Consider the following 16,807-nt stretch of genomic DNA (forward strand, 5'->3'; position numbering starts at 1 on the left):
ATCCGCGATCCTATGACTCGTCTCGTGGGCTCGGAGATGTGTATAAGAGACAGGGCGTGCACGGCGACGCCGCGCACGACCCGGCAGCTTCGTAGATCCGGTTCAGATCCGGTTGGTGCGCCGCGCGTAGAACAGCGCCAGCGCAATCCCTGTCACCGCTGCACCGCCCCAGGCCGCGGCGGGGCTGCGAAGCGCGCGCATCAGGCGAGCGCGCGTGCCCAAGGCGCCATCGTCGGCGTTCGCCGCGCTCTGCGCGGCCTGTTCCTTCAGGCTGAGCGGTCGCGCGACGTTAGGGTTTTCCTCACCCTCCAGCACGGCTTGGGAGATGTCGAGCGGAGTCATCGAGTCGTCGGCAATCGATGCAGGCAGGGCGGTGGAAGCAGCGGTCATGGGCTGGCCTTTCTTTTTTCTCTGAGGGAATGATCTGGCCTTCAAGACTGGCGCGGCCCCGCGCCCGCCGCATACAGCGAAGCGCCAACATTGAAGTAGGTCGATGCCCCAGCCTCGCCGCCGGGCCGCCGCGATGCAATCAAACGCCTCACTTTGTAAGCAATTTTGCAAATTCATGGAACAATTCGGCCGCCTCACCGGGCGGGTGCGGCGTATCTCGCCACACTCAAGACTCAATCAGGCAGGCGTTGACAAATCAGATGGTTTCCGACTCAGAGTTTCTTGCACAGGCGTTGATGGCGCACGGCGGATGCGCCGTGTGCGGCTACGACGCTTCGGAGCAGGTCACCTTCTGGAACGAGCGCTACCTGGCCTTCTTTCCGGAGGTGGTGCCGTTTCTGCGGGTCGGAACCACCTACCTCGAGACGCTGGAGCCCTTCCTGGCGGTGCAGCACCCCCAGGCCTCCCCGCAGGAGCGCGCCGACGCCGTGCGCAACGCGCTGCACCTGCAATCCCACGAGGAGGGCCCGCTCCAGTACCAGCGCGCCGACGGCCGCTGGCTCGAAATGCGCATGTTTCCCCGGCCCGGGGGCGGCCGCCTCAAGATGTGGACCGACGTGTCCGCGCAGAAGGCGCCCGGCACGCAGGGCAACCTGCTGCAGGGGCTGATGGAGGTCGCCAATGTGGGCCTGATCGTTCACGACGCGGCGGGGAGCCTGCGCTACGTCAACTCCCGGTTCTTCTCGGAGCATTTCCTCGGCCTCATCGAGCGGGTGCCGTCCATCGACCGGCGCGACTCCGGGCAGGGCGCCTACTGGCGGAAGTTCGAGGACATCTTCGGTGGCGACGACGCCTTTGCGGAGCTGTGCCGCAGCACCGACGCCGGCCCGCTCCAGGCCCTGCTCACGATGCGCGCGCGCACCGGGCGCTTCTACCGGGTCCAGGAGCAAGCCTGGGACATGGGCGGCATCGCCTGCGTGTGGACCCACGTGACCGAGCTGGTCCAGCGCGAGAACGCCCTGCTCGCCGCGCACCGCGAACTCTCGCTGCTCAACCGGCGCTTGGTCGACCTGTCCGAGACGGATCCCCTGACCGGGCTGCCCAATCGCCGCCGTTTCAACGACGTGCTGCAGGCGGCGCAGGCGGCCGTGCAGGGCGGCTCGCAAGGGGCCGTGGCCATCGTCGACCTGGACTATTTCAAATCGGTCAACGACCGCTTCGGCCACGACGCGGGCGACGTCGCGCTGGTGGAGGTCGCCAGGCGGCTGAGCGCGCTGGTCCCGGGCACGGCCTCCATCGCGCGGCTGGGAGGCGAGGAGTTCGGGTTGGTCTTCGAGGCGATGCCATTGGCGCAGGCGCATGCCTGCACCGAAGCCATCCGCGCGGCCTTCTCCGACCATTTGTTCTCCATCGATTCGGAAACGATCCCGCTCACCTTGTCGATCGGCATCGCACCATTGACGGCCACGCGCGACGCGAGCACGTCGCTCAAGGAGGCGGACATGGCGCTCCTGCGCGCCAAGGCAAGGGGCCGTGACTGCGTGGTGCTCGCGGGCCGCAACGCCGCCATTCCGCTGGACACCACGCCCGCCGAAACCCCGGCGCCCAGCGAAACGCTTGTTTTGCTGGACGCCTTCGCGGGCGACATCGACCTGAGCGCGGCCGACCTGGGCGACAAGTACGGCACCGCGAACGAGCATCCCGTCTTTGCCCGCTCCAGCTGGAAAAAGGCCATGGAGGACGGCGCGACCTTCGACCACTACTGGGGCTGGGTGGAATACCAGATCTCCGCGAGCCTGCAGTCGCCGGAAACCGAGTAGCCCGGGCGTCGAGGGTCGAAACGGCCCGCTTAAAATCGTTCCCCCGCAGCAGGGCGTCCCGGCCGGCTGCGGGTTTTTGCTTTTCCGGGGCCATGTAGAGGACCACCATGTACAAAAACCTCGCGGGCCGCGCCGTTCTGGCGTGGGTTGCCGCTTGCTGTTTGTCTCCCGCTTTTTCCCAGACGCCGCAGCCGCCGAAGGTGCCGCTGAAGATCGGCTTCGTCTACGTCACGCCCGTCACCGATGCCGGCTGGGTGCGCCAGCATGAAGAGGGCCGCCAGGCCGTCGCAACGGCGCTGGGCGACAGGGTGAAGACCACCTATGTCGAGAACGTGGCCGAGGGCGCCGATGCCGAGCGCGTCATTCGCGACCTCGCGCAGCAGGGCAACACCCTCATCTTCACGCCGAGCTTCGGCTACATGGAGCCGACGCTGAAAGTGGCGAAGGACTTTCCCGACGTGAAGTTCGAATCCGTCACCGGCTACAAGACCGCGCCCAATGTGGCGACCGCGAACGCGCGCTACTACGAAGGCCGCTACCTCGCGGGCATCGCGGCCGGCCGCATGACGAAGAGCAACGTGGCCGGCTATGCGGCGGGCTTCCCGATTCCCGAGGTGCTGCAGGGCATCAACGCGTTCACGCTCGGCATGCGCTCGGTGAACCCCGACGCGAAGGTGATCGTGGTGTGGCTCAACGAATGGTTCGATCCGCCGAAGGAGCGCGACGCGACGATGGCGCTGTTCAACCAGAACGCCGACGTGGTCGCCTTCCACACCGGCTCCACGGCCGTGATGGCGGCGGCGCAGGAGCGCGGCAAGATGGCCATCGCCTACCACTCCGACATGCGAAAGATCGCGCCCGACGCGCAGCTCGTCGCCGTCACCCACCAATGGGGCGGCTACTACACGCAGCGTGCCAGGGCCGTGCTCGACGGCGGCTGGAAGAGCGGCAACGTCTGGGGCGGCGTGAAGGAAGGAATGATCCGCGTCGGCGACTTCGGCACCCGCGTGCCGAAGGCGGTGCAGGACGAGGTGCTCGCGCGGCAGCAGGACATCGCCACCGGCAAGCTGCAGCCGTTCCGGGCGGTGAACGGCGACGTGCGCGACAACGAAGGCCGCGTCACGATCGCCAAGGGCACGCAGCTGGGCGACGAGCAGATCCTGAAGATGAACTGGCTCGTGCAAGGCGTGCAGGGGCGGGTGTCCGGCCCGACCAGGTAAGCGGGCGTGCCTTTAGCGCCGGGCGCATGCACGACCGCGTCTAGCCGTCGGCGAAGGCCTCGGCGCCGATCATGGACTGCACCCGGGCGGCAAGCTGCGTGCGGTTTTCGACATGCAGCTTGCGAAACGCATTGCCTAGGTGGAAGCGCACGGTGGGCAGCCCCACGGCCATGCGCTTGGCGATGAGCTTGTCGGGGCATCCCGAGACCACTAGCGCCGCCGCCTCGGCCTCGCGCTGGCTCAACGCGGACTTGCGCTGCAGCAGCTCGCTGACGCCCTCGTGCGCGCGCATCGACGAGGTCGGCCCAGCCTGCCATTTGAAGCGTGCCAGCGCGCCCGCGAACGCGGGCTCGACCAGGCGCAGCGCCTCGATCTCGTTCGCGTCGAAGTTGCCGCGTTCGCGGTGGCGCCAGATGCGCATGTCGCCGGTGCATTCGCCGTCGGCGAAGACATACACGTTCACGCCCCAGTGCATGCGGTCGCGTTTCAGGAAGTCGTTGAAGAACTCGGTGCGCGACAGGTCCTGCTGGCAGAGGATCTGCGTGGCCAGCGTGGGGTGGCGGCGTTCCATCATCGGAAAGGTCAGCGGGTCGACGAAGCGGTAGTACTCGTCCCAGCTGCGCAGGTTTTCCACCGACATGTTCAGCGCCTTCACGCGCGCGAAGCACTGCGCGGCGGCGTCCCAGGTGAAGGACACGTAGGTGTCCGCGTGCAGCAGGTCGAGCATGGGCAAGGCCAGGTCGGCGCGCAGGGCGTCGGGGTCGGTCGCTTCGGCCAGCAGCCGCATGACGTCGCCCAGGGCGCGCGTCTGTGTCGTGGAGAGGTGCATGGCAGGGGTCAAGCAAAGACCGTGCGAACTTCAGTGCTGGCGATGCTAGCCCCGGCAATCGCCGCGGGTATCGGGGCCGACCCGTAGGCCACCTATCAATCGTGCTAGGTGTGAGCGGCTGCGGCGATTCCTAGCATCGGGTCATCGTTACGGGAACTCACATGAACCTCACACAACTGGGCGTCGCGCAACTGCGGCGCGAACTGCGGTCGGGCGCGGTGCGCAGCATCGACGTGGCCGACGCGCTCATCGCGCGCACCGAGGCGCACGCCGCGCTGAACGGCTACGTCGCCTTCGACCCCGAGGGCCTGCGTACCCAGGCCAGGGACGCCGATGCGCGCATCGCGGCAGGCGAAGACCTGCCGCTGCTGGGCGTGCCGGTGGCGCTGAAGGACAACATCGACGCGGTCGGGCTGCCCAGTTCGGCGGGCACGGGCGCGCTGCTGGGCCTGCACCCCCCGCAGGACGCCGAAGTGGTGCAGCGGCTGCGCAAGGCCGGTGCGCTGATCGCCGGCAAGGCGAACATGCACGAGCTGGCGATGGGCATCACCACCAACAACAGCGTGACCGGCGCCGCACGCAACCCATGGGATGCATCGCGCATTCCGGGTGGCAGCAGCGGGGGCTCGGGCGTGGTGGTGGCGGCCGGCCTGGTGCCCGCGGCCATCGGCACGGACACCGGCGGTTCCGTGCGCGTGCCTGCCGCGCTCTGCGGCGTGGTCGGCCTGCGCCCGACGACCGGGCGGGTACCGGGCCGGGGCATCGCGCCCATTTCGCTGACCCGCGATGCCGCCGGACCCCTTGCGCGCAGCGTCGAAGACTGCGGCTTGCTCGACGGCGTGCTCAGTGGCAATGCGCAAGCGCTGGTGCCCGTGTCGCTGCAAGGCGTGCGGCTGGGCCTGCCGGGGCCGGCCTTCTGGGAAGGGCTGGCGCCTGGCGTGCACAGCGTCGCGCAGGAGGCCATCGAGCGCCTGCGCACGGCCGGCGCGCAGCTGGTCGAGGTGCCTCTGCCCGCGCTGGCGGGCTTCAACGAGGCGGCGGGTTTTCCGATTGCGCTGTACGAATTCGTCAGGGACATGGGCGACTACCTGCAGTACGCGCAGCGCGGCGTGAGCCTGCGGCAATTGGTCGACGCCATCGGCAGCCCCGACGTGGCGGCCATCGTGCAGCCGCTGCTGGGCGAAGGCGCGGTGCCCGAGGCCGTGTATGCGCAGGCACTGCAGGCGCGGCGCGGGCTGCAGGCCGTCTATGCCGAAGCCTTCGCCGCGCATGGCGTGCGGGCGCTGCTGTTCCCCACCACGCCGCTGACCGCCGCGCCGGTGGGCCACGACGTGACCGTGCAGCTGAACGGCGAAGCGCTGCCGACCTTTGCCGCCTTCATCCGCAACACCGACCCGGGCAGCAACGCCGGCATTCCCGGCGTGACGCTGCCCGCCGGCCTGGCGGGCGGGTTGCCGGTGGGGCTGGGCCTGGACGGTCCGGCGGGCAGCGACCGTGGCCTGCTGGCGCTGGCCGCCGCCGTCGAGGCGGTGCTGCCTCCCTTGCCATCCGTGCCCTGGATGCGCTGAGCGCGCCCGGCCCGATTCCGTCTTTCTTCATTGCAACCAGGAGTTCTCATGGACCGTCGTACCTTTCTCCACGGCATTGCAGCCGCAGCAGCCGTCAGCTCGGCGGGCGTGCGCGCGGCCTCGCCGCTCAACGTGGCCGTGATGCTGCCGATGAGCGGGCCGGCCGGACTCTTCGGCCCCTCGGCCAAGGCCTGCGCCGAGCTGGCCGTGCAGACGATCAACGCGCGCGGCGGCGTGCTGGGCCGCACCCTCAACCCGCTGTTCGGCGATGCGGGGCTGCCGCCCGCCGAGGCCTCGCAGACCGCGCTGAAGCTCTGGAAGGGGCAGGGCGCGCAGGCGGTCATCGGCATGCACGACAGCGCGGTGCGCGGCGCGCTGGTGGGGCTTTTCAAGGGCCAGGTGCCGTACTTCTACACGCCGGTGTACGAAGGCGGCGAGTGCGCGCGCGGCACCTACGTGAACGGCGAGACGCCGGCGCAGCAGCTCGCACCGGTCATTCCCTGGCTGGCGGCGGAACGCAAGCCGAAGAAGTGGTACCTGATCGGCAACGACTACGTTTGGGGCCGCAACACCAACGCCGCGGCCAAGGGCTACATCGCACAGACGGGCGCACAGGTGGTGGGCGACGAGTACCTGCCTTTCACCGCCGACAACTTCGACTCCAGCCTCGCGCGCATCCGCGACAGCGGGGCCGATGCGGTGCTGGTGTCGCTGGTGGGCGGTGCCTCCGTCACCTTCAACAAGGCCTTCGCGAGCTTCGGCCTGGCCGACAAGACGATCCGCCTGGGTTCGCTGCTCGAGGAGAACACGCTCGCCGGCATCGGCCCGGCCAATGCGCGCAACCTGTATTCGAGCGCGGGCTACTTCGCCAACATCGAGACGCCCGCGGCCAAGGCCTTTTCGGACGCGTACTTCAAGCGCTTCGGCGCGCAGGCGCCCGCGCTCAACGGCCTGGCCGAGTCGGTGTACGAAGGCTTCCTGATGCTGGAGGCCATGGCCGCGCGCGCCAAGTCGCTCGACGTGGCGAAGATGGAGCCAGCGAGCGAAGGCGCGAGCTACAGCGGCCCGCGGGGCGCAGTGACCATGCACGCGCGCCACGTCGACCAGGACATCTACCTCGCCGACGTGGGTGAGAAGGGCTTTCGCGTGGTGAAGACCTTCCCGCACATCGCGTCCGGCCAGACCTGCAAGGTGTGACGCCGCCATGGACACCAGCTGGTTGCTGCACGCGCTGAACCTGGCCTACGCGCTGGCGACGCTGGGCCTCACCACGCTCGGGCTGGCGGTGGTGTTCGGCCTGCTGGGCGTGATGAACATGGCGCACGGCGAGTTCGTGATGCTGGGCGCCTATGCGGTCGTCACCGTGCAGTCCTGGGGCTGGCCGATCGCCACGGCCATGCCGCTGGCCATGCTGGTGTGCGGCGTGCTGGGCTATGCGGTGGAGCGCTGGCTGATCCGCCCGCTGTATGCGCGGCCCTTCGACACGCTGCTGGCCACCTGGGGCCTGGCGATGGTCATGCGCAAGACGGTCGAGGCAGTGTACGGGCGCGGCTACCGCAACATCGAAAGCACGCTGGGCGCGCCGGTGTCGCTGGGCGGCGTGCAGTACCCGGGCTACCGGCTGGCGCTGATCGCGCTGGCGGTGGTGCTGATGATTGCGCTGGCGCTCTGGTACCGGCGCAGCACCATGGGGCTGCGGGTGCGTGCGATGACGGGCAACCCCGTGCTCGCGCAGGCGCTGGGCATCGACACGCGCCGGCTCGCGTCGCAGACCTTCGTCATCGGCGTGGTGCTGGCCGGCGCGGCAGGCGTGCTGCTGGCGCCGCTGGTGCGCATCGAGCCCGGCATCGGCGTCGACTACCTGCTCGACTCCTTCTTCGTGCTGGTGGTCGGCGGGCTGGGCACGCTGGGCGGCTTCGGCGGCGGCGTGGGCGTGATCGGCGGCACGCAGTCCGTGGTGAGCAGCCTCTCGGGCCAGACCAGCGGCTACGCGGTGGTGCTGGTGTTGTCGATCCTCTTTCTCTGGTTGAAACCGAATGGACTCTTTGGACGCCGTTGATTCTTCGCTGGCGGCCCGGACGCTCGTCGCGCCCGCGCGGCGCTGGCGCCTGCCGGTGCCCGGGCCGTGGCTGCTGGGCGCGGGGCTGGTGGCGCTGCCGTTCGCGTCGAACGACTTCATCGCCTACCAGATCGCGCTGTTCCTCATCTACGGCATCGCGACGCAAGGCGTGGCGCTGTGCTGGGGACGGCTGGGCTTCCTGCCGCTGGGGCATGCGCTGTTCTTCGGCCTGGGCGCCTACCTGGCCGGCGGCACGCTCAAGGCGGCGCAGCAGCAGCCGGCGTGGTTCGCGGCCCTGCCGCTGGCGTTGCTGCTGCCCGCGGCGATGGCCTACCTGACGGCGCGGCTGGTGTTCGCGCGCAGCCACCGCAGCGGGCCGTTCTTCTCGCTCATCACGCTGGCGATGACGATGCTCGGCTTCCTGGCGGCGCAGCAGTGGAGCGCGGTCACGGGCGGCTTCAACGGCATGGCCGACATTCCCGAAATGCCCGGCACCGAGCGCTACAGCACCTTCTACTGGGTGGTGGCCGCATGCGCGCTGTGCACCACGCTGCTGCTGGCCGGCGTGTTGCGTCGGCCGCTGGGCCTGCTGTGGAGCGCGCTGGCGCAGAACGAAGAGCGCCTGCAGCTCTTCGGCTACGCCACCGACCGCATCAAGGCGGTGGCCTTCGCGTTCTCCGCGATGTTGGCCGCGCTGGCCGGTGCGCTGTTCGCGATGCACCAGGGCATCGTCACGCCGCTGACCATGGGGTTCGTGCTGTCGACGGAGTTCGTCATCTGGGCGGCGGTCGGCGGCAAGTCAAGCCCGCTGGGCGCGCTGCTGGGGGCGGTGTTCGTGGGGTATGCGTCTTCGGAGTTGCGCGACCACTTCGCCTACTGGGAAGTGGCGGTCGGCGCGATCTTCATCGCGGTCGTGCGTTTCCTGCCCGACGGACTGGCGGGGCTTGCCGCGATGGGGCGCCGATTCTCCGGGCGCACCGACGATGCGCACGCGCTGCCCAGAACACCGGCACCGCCGGTGCAGGCGCAGGGCGGCAGCGTGAGCCTCGCGTTCGAGCAGGTGGCCTGCGCGCAGGGTGGCGTGCGCATCCTCGACGGCCTGGCGTTCGACCTGCAGGGCCCCGGCCTGCGCTGCGTGATCGGCCCCAACGGCGCGGGCAAGACGTCTGCCTTCAACGTGATGACCGGCCGACTGCCGCTGCGCGCCGGACGCATCCTGCTCGACGGCGTCGACATTTCGGGCGCCACCGCATGGCGCGTGGCCCGGCAGGGCGTGGGCCGCAAGCTGCAGATTCCGTCGGTGTTCCCCGGCCTGAGCGTGAGCCAGAATCTGGACGTCGCGTTGTGGGCCGGACGCCTGCGGCCGACCGCAACGCTGCAGCGCGGCGCGCTCGCCTGGGACAGCGCCTTGCGCGGCGAACTGCTCGACCTGTTTCCCTCGCTTGCCAGGCAACTGCATGCGCCGGCGGGCAGCCTGTCGCAGGGCGAGCGCCAGGCGCTGGAGTTCGTGATGACCATGCTGCCGCAGCCGCGCCTCGTGCTGCTCGACGAGCCGTGCGCGGGCCTTTCTCCCGGCGAGACGCACCACATGATCGAGGCCATCAAGACGGCGACCGGGCGCCTGGGTGCGGCCGCGCTGGTCATCGAGCACGACATCAGCGCGGTGGCTTCCATCGGCGGCGAGGTGTACGTGCTGCACCAGGGCAAGCTGCTGGCGCGCGGACCGCTGGCGCAGATCCAGGCCGACCCGGCCGTGCGCGCGGTCTATGCGGGAGCACGCAAATGAGCGCGAACCTGCTCGACTTTTCCGACGTGGTCTGTGGCTACGGAGACACCATGGTGCTGCGCGGCCTTGGCGGGGCGGTCGGCGCTGGCCGCGTGCTGGGCGTGCTCGGGCGCAACGGCGTGGGCAAGACCACGCTGATGCGCGCGCTCACCGGCTTCCTGCCGCTGAAGCAGGGCCGCGTCGCGCTCGCCGGGCGCGACCTGGCGCGTTTGCCGCCGCAGCAGCGCCTGGCCGCGGGCATGGCCTACGCGCCGCAGGAGGACGTGGTCTTCGGCGACCTCAGCGTGAGCGAGAACCTGTGGCTGCACCTGCGCGGGCGAGACCCGGCACGCTATGCCGACGGCCTTGCCGCATTTCCGCGGCTGGCCGAGCGCATGGGCCAGCGCGCCGGCTCGCTCAGCGGCGGCGAGCGCAAGCTGCTGTCGTTCACCCGAACCCTCGGGTTGCGCGCACCGCTCGCCATCCTCGACGAACCAACCGAGGGCGTGCAGCCCGAGAACATCGAGCGCATGGCCACGCTGGTGCGCGCGCGCAAGGCCGAGGGCGCCGCGTTCGTCATCGTCGAGCAGAACCTCGAGTTCCTGCTGCAGGTGGCCGACGATATCCTGGCCATCGACCACGGCGAATGCTCGCTCGCGGGCGCCACCGCCGACCTGCCGCGCGAGACGCTGGAACGGCACCTCGTGGTTTGACCTCTCGCAGGCGCGCTCAAGCGGCGAGCGTTCGGCGGCCTAGAAAGAAGGCATCGCGCCCAGCGCCTTGGCGGAGCGGGCCAGCCCTTCGAGGATCCTGCCGGACACCGCCGCCGGAAAGTGCGGCGGCAAGCGCGCGCCGACCCGGTCGATCACGCCCGGCGTTGCAGCGAGCACGCGCTGGATGAGGTTTTCTGCTTCCGGGCCGTAGTGGCATTTTTTTGCCATGGCGTTGAAGTGGCGGCGCTGGACGGTCTTGAAGGGATAGTGCTTGCTCTTGCCGATCAAGGCCATGGCGAGCTTGGCCTCGTGCCTGGAAAACTGGTTGGGCCCGTTGCCCTCCACCGGCCAGATGGACATCACGTCGTAGATGGGCGTCAGCCTGTAGCGGCCCATCGGGAGCCACGCGATGCTGAAGTTCTTTGCGTGGCCGTCGGGTGCACCGAGCATCCAGAAGAGCAACTGCACGGTGAGCAGCGTGGCCAGGTCTTTCTGTGCATCGACCGAGCTCCGAAGCACGTCCGCCAGGTCGATCAGGCCGGGCCCGCCGTCGGCCTCGTACTTCAGGTGCGACGGCTTGCCCAGGGCCTGGCAGAAGTCTTCCTGCGGCAGGCGCAGCCACCAGTTGCCGGACGAGTGCAGCCGGCGATCGAAGCGCTCGACGGCCAGCACCTTTTGCGACCCGAAGCGCAGCACGGCCGTCAGCGGCACGGGAATGCCGTATTCCTGGAGGATGTTCAGGCAGAGCCACTCGTTCTCGACCGAGGTGCTGAAGTCGGCCTTGCGATGGCCGACCAGGCCCAGCGGCAACTTCAGGATGTGCGTGGTGGGGGTCGAGCCGTGCGGGCGCACCCACTGGCCCTGGTGCCACAGGAGCGCAGTCTTTTCCTGCGCACCGGCCAGGGAGATGCGCAGCTCGTCTTCAGGCGCGGATTGCCCTGCGAACCTGCCGGGGTCTACCGTTTGCTGCAGCAGCTTCTCGACGTCGGCCTCGGTCATCGGCTCGCCCTCGATGTGCTCTGGATGCGCCGGGCCGTCGTGCTCGCCCAGCAACTGGATGGCGCCGACGCAGTCGCGTCCGATGGCCTGCAAGAGGTCGAACGGCTGTGTGGTGCGCGTCCTGAATCGGCTTGCAATGCGCTCGCGAATGGGCTGGCTGTCGGGCAGCAGGTTGTCGAAGTAGTTCTGGACGACTGCGCCCTTGTGGGTGAAGCCTCCGACCAGCGGCAATGACAGCGAGAGGGGGCGTCCTGCCGGCGAGCCGACCCAGGCTTCGTCGTAGATCAACTCGTCCGCCCCGCGCTCGGGAATGCGCCAGATGCCGACGCGCTCGCCGTTGGCCCAAATGGAAAGCGCGGGGGCGTTCGATGCGCGCGCCACGCTCACCACTCTGAAGGAGGCGCAGGCTCGTCGGCGACATGCCTCGGGTCTGGATGGTCGGCGCCTGTCGGGTAGGTCGAGAGCCTTGCCGGGTTCTTCGAGCCGACCAGAATTTCGAGGCCCAGTACGCTGAAGAGGGCCAGCAGTTGCTCCAGGCTCACCGAGCCGGGGTTGAGCTCCATGTGGGACATGCGGCTTTGGCTGATGCCGAGGCGCTCGGCCAGCTTCACCTGGGAAATGCCCGACTCCTTGCGAGCGGCCTTGAGCAGTACGCCGAGCTGTGAGGGGACCGAAAGAACTTGCTGCATGGGGGTTACCGATGAGGTGGGTAACCGGAAGATTATCGATTTAATGGGTATTTGTCAAAATAACCATCAAATGGGTAATAAGACAAATACCCAGCAAATGGGTAAATTGATCTTCCCCGGCGCCTCACCCCAGCGCGACGTCGAACAACGCGCGAATCAACGGCCGGTCTTGGCGCACCGACAAGCAGCACAGCGAATAGCCGATCGACAACTCGTCGTCGTCGATCATCACAGCGGCGAGGCCCGGCAGCGGAATGAACTCGACCTGCGTCACGAAACCGATGCCCATGCCGTTGACCACCGCATGCAGGATGGCCTCGCGGCTGTTGATCTCCATGACGCAGTTCAGGCGCACGCTCTTCTCCTGGCACGCCCGCTCGACGCGATGGCGGGTCTTCGAGCCGGGCTCGCGCAGGATGACCATCTCGCCCTCGATGTCGTTGGTGGAGATCGAGGCGCGCCGGGTCCACGGATGGTTCTCGGGCACCACCGCCACGATGCGTTCGTCGCGGTAGGGCGCCACATGCAGCCCCTCGACGGCGGCCGACTCGGCCAGGATGCCCACGTCGATGTCGAAGTCCTGCAGGCCGCGCAGCGTCGACGCCTCGGAGCCGATGGACACCGTGAGTTCCAGCGACGGGTGCGCCTGACGGAAGTGGCGCGCCAGTTCCAGCGCAATGGGCGGGGACACGGCGCCCACGCGCACCAGACCGACCTTCAGCTTGTGCGCGCTCTGCAGGAACTGCATCGCTTCCTCTTCCTGTCCGAACAGGCCCTGGGTGATGGCATAGAGCCGCTCACCCGCCGAGGTCAACCGCACGCTGCGGCCCGTGCGAAGAAAAAGCTCGACGCTGAAGCGCGTCTCCAACGCCTTGACCTGGTCGGTCACCGTAGGCTGGCCGATGTGCAGGGCATTGCGCAGGCTCGGAGCATCGCGCCGCTGCGGGCATGGCGGGCATGGCGGGCGTGGCGGATACCGGCGGTCAGTGCGCGTCGAGCTCGAGCCGCTCCAGGTCGGCCAGCATGGTCGGGCCGCTCGGCTCCCAGCCCAGCTGCCGGCGTGTCCGCGTGCTCACCGCCGCCATGTCGTGGTTCGCGAACATGGCGAGCCAGCCGAAGGTGGCGCCAGCCTCTTCGGCGGCGATGGACGCCGTCGGCAGACCCAGTCGGCGGCCCAGCGTTTCGGCGATGTCGCGAAACGCCACGCCCGTCTCCGCCACCGCGTGGTACTTGGCCCCGGGCTCGGCCCGCTCGAGCGCCAGCCGGTACAGGCGAGCCACGTCCAGGATGTGCGCCGCGGGCCAGCGGATGCTGCCGTCCCCGGTATAGGCGCACACGCCCTTGTCGCGGTAGGCCTCGATCACGTACGTGATGAGCCCCTGCCGGCGCGTGTCGTGCACCTGCGGCAGGCGCACGACGGACACGCTGATGCCGTGCGTGGCCAGGGCCGCGGCGGCTTCTTCGGATGCGGCGCGCGGGTTGGTCTGCGAGCTGACCGTCGCGCCGTCCTCGGTCGCCGGCTGGTCGGGCGCGGTGTTGGCGATGGCCGTGCCGGAGGTGACGAGCAAGGGGCGTTTCGAGCCCGACAGGGCTGCGCCGAGCGTGCCGATGATGCGCCGGTCGTCCTCGCAGTTCGCCGCGAACTTCGAGAAGTCGTGGTTGAACGCGAGGTGGATGACGCCGTCCGAACGGGCCACGCCCTGCCTGAGGATCTCCGCGTCGTCGATCGATCCGCTGAGCACCTCGGCCCCGGCGGCCGCCAGTGCGGCGGCCTTCTCCCGCGAGCGGCAGAGGCCCAGCACGCCGTGCCCCGCCGCGATCAATTCCTTCACCACCGCCGAGCCGATGAAGCCGGTGGCACCTGTGACAAATACCTGCATGGAACAGTCTCCAAAACGTCGATGCACGGACTGTCCGCGCTGCGCTCATCCCGGTAAAGTAGTGAACGCATCATGGTATGAAAACCAACAGGATGAACAAGCGCGTGGTGCCCAGCTTCGGCACCGCCTTGTCGATCAAGCCGCCGGTTCAAACTCGCGCGCGACGTTCGCTCGCCAGCTGGAAGATGCAATCTCCCCGCCGAACCATCGCGATCGCCCGCTTGCAGATGACCTCGCCGTCGCCGGGGAAGTACACCGTCTCCGGCTCGCGCTTCGGGCTCGCCGGGAAATGCACCAGAGCGGCCGGCTGGCCCTTCTTGACAACCGCACCCAGCTCGACGAGCGGTTCGTGGACACCCTCGTCCATTGCATAGACATAGTGCAGCGCGCGGTCGATGTGCATGAGCCGCGGCACGGCCGGTGGCCTGGGCGGCACGATGGCGCCCTGCAGCACGCCGATGAAGCCCAGCAGGTGGAGCAGGCCCTGCCTGCCTTGCGCGACCAGCGATGCATCCACCGCGCCGCCGCCGCCGAGTTCGGTCAGGAAGCAGATCGCGCCCTGGCGCCGCGCCGCCGCCGTCACATTGACCGCGTTCGGCTGGTACAGAAACGCCCGTGGCAAGCCGAAGGCGTTGAGCAGGCCGGTGACGCGCGTCTCTTCGTCGGCATCGCGCGGCTCCAGTCCCATCATGTTGGCGCCGTCGTACATGAGCGAGGAGCCGCCCGAGTGCAGGTCGACCATGTACTGGGCCCGCGAGAGCAGGGTGTGCTCGATGTAGTGCGCAATGACCTGCGAGGGCGTTCCCTGCGGGTCGCCGGGGTATAGCCGGTTGAGGTTGCCGTCGTCGAGCGGCGAGGTGCGAAGCCCCGCCTCGGCCGCCGGCGCGTTCGCCATCGGCAGCAGGATCAGCTGGCCCTGCACCATGTCCGCGTCGATTTCGCGGATCAGCCGCGACACGATGATCTGCCCTTCGTACTCGTCGCCGTGCGTGCCCGCGCTCACGATCACCACGGGGCCTTCGCCACGGCGGATCGAGGCGATCGGGATCGGCAGCCAGCCGTAGGCCGAGCGGTGCACCGAATGCGGCAGCCGCAAGAAGCCGATGTGCTTGCCCTCGGCATCGAGATCGATGTCGCAGCGAATGGGGTTGGGAGCGCTCATTTCCAGGCCGTGCCTTTCTTCATGTTGCCGACCATGTCGTAGCCCGGCGCGACATGCTCGTTCGCGAGCTTCTGCAGCGTGCCGTCGGCCGCCATGTCGTTGATGGCCTTGTTCATGGCCTCGAGCAGCGCGGGAGAATTCCTGGGCACGACCGCGGCGCCCAGCGAATACACGACCGGCTCGCCCACCGACTTGATCGGCAGGTTGTTCACTGTCTTCATCTTGTAGCCGTTGAAGTACGAGTCGACGATGGCATCGATGCGCCCGTTGACCAGGTCGTTGAACACGAAGCCGCCGCCGTCGTAGGCCTTGATGTCGGAGGCCGGCAGGTTGCGCCTTGCCCACATCTCGTTTGTGGTGCCGGCACTCACGCCCACCCTTTTGTCCTTCAGGGAGGCGGGGTCCACGATGTCGGTGTTTTTCGCGTGCACCCAGATGCGGAAATCCTGCACGGTGTAGGGCACGGTGAAGTCGACCACCTTCGCGCGCTCCTCGGTGCGCGCCAGGCTGTTGACAACCACGTCGTACTTCTTGGCGTTCACGCCGTCGATGAAGTGCTTGAATTTGTCCGCGACGAACTCGACCTTGGCCACACCCAGCCGCCGGAAAATCTCGCGCGCCACGGCCACGTCGTAGCCGGCGGGCTGGTTGTCGGCGCCCACGTAGCTCCACGGCGGGCTCTCCTGCGTGTTCGCGACGAGCACCACACCCTTCTTCTGAAGGCGTGCCAGCGACTCATCGGCCTGGGCCGCGGCCAGGGTCCAACCGCCCGCTGCCAGCGAAAGCAGCGCGAGGCTGAAGATGCGTCGAGCCCGGTTCATTGCTTTTCCTCTTGCGCGATCTGCGCCGACATCTGGTAGCTCACCCCGAGCAGCCGGTTCGAAAGCCTGTCGATCGTGCCGTCGGCGCGCATCTCCCGGATCGCCTTGCTCACCGCTTCGCGCAGCGCGGGCTGGTTCTTCGGCATCGCCGCGGCCGAGAGCTGGTACGTCAGGATCGGGCCGACCTCCTTGATCGGCAGCTTGTTCACGCTCGCGTAGCGCATGCCGCCGAAGTGGGAGCTGATGAGCGCGTCGATGCGGCCGATGGCGATGTCGTTGAAGACCAGCCCGCCGTTGTCGTAAGTCACGATCTCCGAGCCAGGCAGATTCGCACGCGACCACGATTCGTTGCTGGTGCCCGCGGTGACGCCGACGCGCTTGCCCTTGAGGTCCGGGCGGTCCTTGATGTCTGTGTTGGACGTGCGCACGAAGATGCGAAAGTCTTCCAGGCCGTAGGCGACGCTGAAGTCGACCTGCTTCTCGCGCTCGGGCGTGGGAGTCAGGTCGTTCATCACGAGTTCGTACTTGCCGGCCTTCAATCCTTCGACGAAATTCTTGAAGAGATCGGCAACGAATTCCACCCGAGCGACGCCGATGCGCCTGGCCACTTCCTTGGCCACCTCGACGTCGTAGCCTGCCGGCTGGTTCTTGTCGTCGAGCATGCTCCAGGGCGGGCTGGCCTGCGTGTTGGCCACGCGGATCACGCCGCTGGCGCGCGCGTTCGCAAGGAGATCGGCCTGCTGTGCAGCGGCGCTGGGAGCAAGCAGTGCGCCGAAGGCCGACACGGCGAACAGGCTGCAGATCAGGTGGCGTCTGGAAGGAACTCGGTTCATGGCGCTTGTGCAGGTTGGAGGTCGATGAATGAGCGCGATCTTGTCGCGCGTCATGGCCT

The 16,807-nt window shown here is 68.4% G+C and carries 16 protein-coding genes; 7 read left to right on the forward strand and 9 right to left on the reverse strand.

Going from position 1 to position 16,807, the window contains the following annotated elements:
* Positions 1 to 102: 102 nt before the first annotated feature.
* Entirely contained in the window at positions 103 to 390 is a 288-nt protein-coding gene (locus AC0IYU_RS27085; protein WP_472123377.1) for a hypothetical protein, read from the reverse strand.
* Between the two features lie 260 nt (positions 391 to 650).
* Between AC0IYU_RS27085 and AC0IYU_RS27090 the strand changes: the two genes are divergently transcribed.
* Together AC0IYU_RS27090 and AC0IYU_RS27095 are read left to right on the forward strand one after the other, a co-directional pair.
* Positions 651 to 2,210: a sensor domain-containing diguanylate cyclase gene (locus AC0IYU_RS27090; RefSeq protein ID WP_472123380.1), complete on the forward strand. Its 1,560-nt coding sequence runs from the start codon at positions 651 to 653 to the stop codon at positions 2,208 to 2,210.
* A gap of 107 nt (positions 2,211 to 2,317) precedes the next feature.
* Positions 2,318 to 3,430 carry a BMP family ABC transporter substrate-binding protein gene (locus tag AC0IYU_RS27095; RefSeq protein WP_472123383.1) on the forward strand — a complete coding sequence of 371 codons (1,113 nt, stop codon included), beginning with the start codon at positions 2,318 to 2,320 and terminating at the stop codon, positions 3,428 to 3,430.
* 40 nt (positions 3,431 to 3,470) lie between these two features.
* On the opposite strand, the gene AC0IYU_RS27100 is transcribed toward AC0IYU_RS27095, so the two are convergent.
* Positions 3,471 to 4,259 (reverse strand): helix-turn-helix transcriptional regulator, encoded by a 789-nt coding sequence (locus AC0IYU_RS27100; RefSeq protein ID WP_472123386.1) that lies wholly within the window; start codon positions 4,257 to 4,259, stop codon positions 3,471 to 3,473.
* 161 nt (positions 4,260 to 4,420) lie between these two features.
* Between AC0IYU_RS27100 and iaaH the strand changes: the two genes are divergently transcribed.
* The 5 genes from iaaH to AC0IYU_RS27125 are packed head-to-tail and all read left to right on the forward strand — an operon-like array spanning position 4,421 to position 10,364.
* Positions 4,421 to 5,827 carry an indoleacetamide hydrolase gene (iaaH, locus tag AC0IYU_RS27105; RefSeq protein WP_472123389.1) on the forward strand — a complete coding sequence of 469 codons (1,407 nt, stop codon included), beginning with the start codon at positions 4,421 to 4,423 and terminating at the stop codon, positions 5,825 to 5,827.
* A gap of 48 nt (positions 5,828 to 5,875) precedes the next feature.
* Positions 5,876 to 7,024, forward strand: coding sequence for a substrate-binding domain-containing protein (locus tag AC0IYU_RS27110; RefSeq protein ID WP_472123392.1), 1,149 nt, complete (start codon positions 5,876 to 5,878; stop codon positions 7,022 to 7,024).
* Between the two features lie 7 nt (positions 7,025 to 7,031).
* Positions 7,032 to 7,886 carry a branched-chain amino acid ABC transporter permease gene (locus tag AC0IYU_RS27115; protein ID WP_435439585.1) on the forward strand — a complete coding sequence of 285 codons (855 nt, stop codon included), beginning with the start codon at positions 7,032 to 7,034 and terminating at the stop codon, positions 7,884 to 7,886.
* Complete coding sequence (locus AC0IYU_RS27120) at positions 7,864 to 9,672, forward strand: branched-chain amino acid ABC transporter ATP-binding protein/permease (RefSeq protein ID WP_472123395.1); 1,809 nt, start codon at positions 7,864 to 7,866, stop codon at positions 9,670 to 9,672. Before AC0IYU_RS27115 ends, AC0IYU_RS27120 begins: the two co-directional genes overlap by 23 nt.
* Entirely contained in the window at positions 9,669 to 10,364 is a 696-nt protein-coding gene (locus tag AC0IYU_RS27125) for an ABC transporter ATP-binding protein (RefSeq protein WP_472123398.1), read from the forward strand. The genes AC0IYU_RS27120 and AC0IYU_RS27125 overlap by 4 nt, the downstream gene beginning before the upstream one ends.
* A gap of 39 nt (positions 10,365 to 10,403) precedes the next feature.
* Here the strand turns inward: AC0IYU_RS27125 and AC0IYU_RS27130 are convergent, their stop codons facing one another.
* The 7 genes from AC0IYU_RS27130 to AC0IYU_RS27160 all read right to left on the reverse strand — a co-directional run bounded on the left by AC0IYU_RS27130 (position 10,404) and on the right by AC0IYU_RS27160 (position 16,748).
* Positions 10,404 to 11,744, reverse strand: a complete 1,341-nt coding sequence (locus AC0IYU_RS27130) for a type II toxin-antitoxin system HipA family toxin (protein ID WP_472123401.1) — start codon at positions 11,742 to 11,744, stop codon at positions 10,404 to 10,406.
* Between the two features lie 2 nt (positions 11,745 to 11,746).
* Positions 11,747 to 12,052 (reverse strand): helix-turn-helix domain-containing protein, encoded by a 306-nt coding sequence (locus AC0IYU_RS27135; protein ID WP_472123404.1) that lies wholly within the window; start codon positions 12,050 to 12,052, stop codon positions 11,747 to 11,749.
* Positions 12,053 to 12,176: 124 nt separating this feature from the next.
* Positions 12,177 to 12,974 (reverse strand): LysR substrate-binding domain-containing protein, encoded by a 798-nt coding sequence (locus AC0IYU_RS27140; RefSeq protein ID WP_472123734.1) that lies wholly within the window; start codon positions 12,972 to 12,974, stop codon positions 12,177 to 12,179.
* Between the two features lie 61 nt (positions 12,975 to 13,035).
* Positions 13,036 to 13,932 (reverse strand): SDR family oxidoreductase, encoded by an 897-nt coding sequence (locus tag AC0IYU_RS27145; RefSeq protein ID WP_472123407.1) that lies wholly within the window; start codon positions 13,930 to 13,932, stop codon positions 13,036 to 13,038.
* A gap of 148 nt (positions 13,933 to 14,080) precedes the next feature.
* On the reverse strand, positions 14,081 to 15,094 hold the full coding sequence (locus AC0IYU_RS27150; RefSeq protein WP_472123410.1) for a succinylglutamate desuccinylase/aspartoacylase family protein: 1,014 nt from the start codon (positions 15,092 to 15,094) through the stop codon (positions 14,081 to 14,083).
* Entirely contained in the window at positions 15,091 to 15,915 is an 825-nt protein-coding gene (locus tag AC0IYU_RS27155; protein WP_472123413.1) for a transporter substrate-binding domain-containing protein, read from the reverse strand. Before AC0IYU_RS27155 ends, AC0IYU_RS27150 begins: the two co-directional genes overlap by 4 nt.
* Complete coding sequence (locus AC0IYU_RS27160) at positions 15,912 to 16,748, reverse strand: transporter substrate-binding domain-containing protein (RefSeq protein ID WP_472123416.1); 837 nt, start codon at positions 16,746 to 16,748, stop codon at positions 15,912 to 15,914. Before AC0IYU_RS27160 ends, AC0IYU_RS27155 begins: the two co-directional genes overlap by 4 nt.
* Positions 16,749 to 16,807: the final 59 nt, after the last annotated feature.

The organism is Variovorax sp. AC103, assembly GCF_979254005.1.

Bases quoted from the DNA above. Each gene is read 5' to 3' on its own strand.
- AC0IYU_RS27085 (WP_472123377.1), bottom strand. From the start codon at position 390: ATGACCGCTGCTTCCACCGCCCTGCCTGCATCGATTGCCGACGACTCG.
- AC0IYU_RS27090 (WP_472123380.1), top strand. From the start codon at position 651: ATGGTTTCCGACTCAGAGTTTCTTGCACAGGCGTTGATGGCGCACGGC.
- AC0IYU_RS27095 (WP_472123383.1), top strand. From the start codon at position 2,318: ATGTACAAAAACCTCGCGGGCCGCGCCGTTCTGGCGTGGGTTGCCGCT.
- AC0IYU_RS27100 (WP_472123386.1), bottom strand. From the start codon at position 4,259: ATGCACCTCTCCACGACACAGACGCGCGCCCTGGGCGACGTCATGCGG.
- iaaH (WP_472123389.1), top strand. From the start codon at position 4,421: ATGAACCTCACACAACTGGGCGTCGCGCAACTGCGGCGCGAACTGCGG.
- AC0IYU_RS27110 (WP_472123392.1), top strand. From the start codon at position 5,876: ATGGACCGTCGTACCTTTCTCCACGGCATTGCAGCCGCAGCAGCCGTC.
- AC0IYU_RS27115 (WP_435439585.1), top strand. From the start codon at position 7,032: ATGGACACCAGCTGGTTGCTGCACGCGCTGAACCTGGCCTACGCGCTG.
- AC0IYU_RS27120 (WP_472123395.1), top strand. From the start codon at position 7,864: ATGGACTCTTTGGACGCCGTTGATTCTTCGCTGGCGGCCCGGACGCTC.
- AC0IYU_RS27125 (WP_472123398.1), top strand. From the start codon at position 9,669: ATGAGCGCGAACCTGCTCGACTTTTCCGACGTGGTCTGTGGCTACGGA.
- AC0IYU_RS27135 (WP_472123404.1), bottom strand. From the start codon at position 12,052: ATGCAGCAAGTTCTTTCGGTCCCCTCACAGCTCGGCGTACTGCTCAAG.
- AC0IYU_RS27145 (WP_472123407.1), bottom strand. From the start codon at position 13,932: ATGCAGGTATTTGTCACAGGTGCCACCGGCTTCATCGGCTCGGCGGTG.
- AC0IYU_RS27150 (WP_472123410.1), bottom strand. From the start codon at position 15,094: ATGAGCGCTCCCAACCCCATTCGCTGCGACATCGATCTCGATGCCGAG.
- AC0IYU_RS27155 (WP_472123413.1), bottom strand. From the start codon at position 15,915: ATGAACCGGGCTCGACGCATCTTCAGCCTCGCGCTGCTTTCGCTGGCA.
- AC0IYU_RS27160 (WP_472123416.1), bottom strand. From the start codon at position 16,748: ATGAACCGAGTTCCTTCCAGACGCCACCTGATCTGCAGCCTGTTCGCC.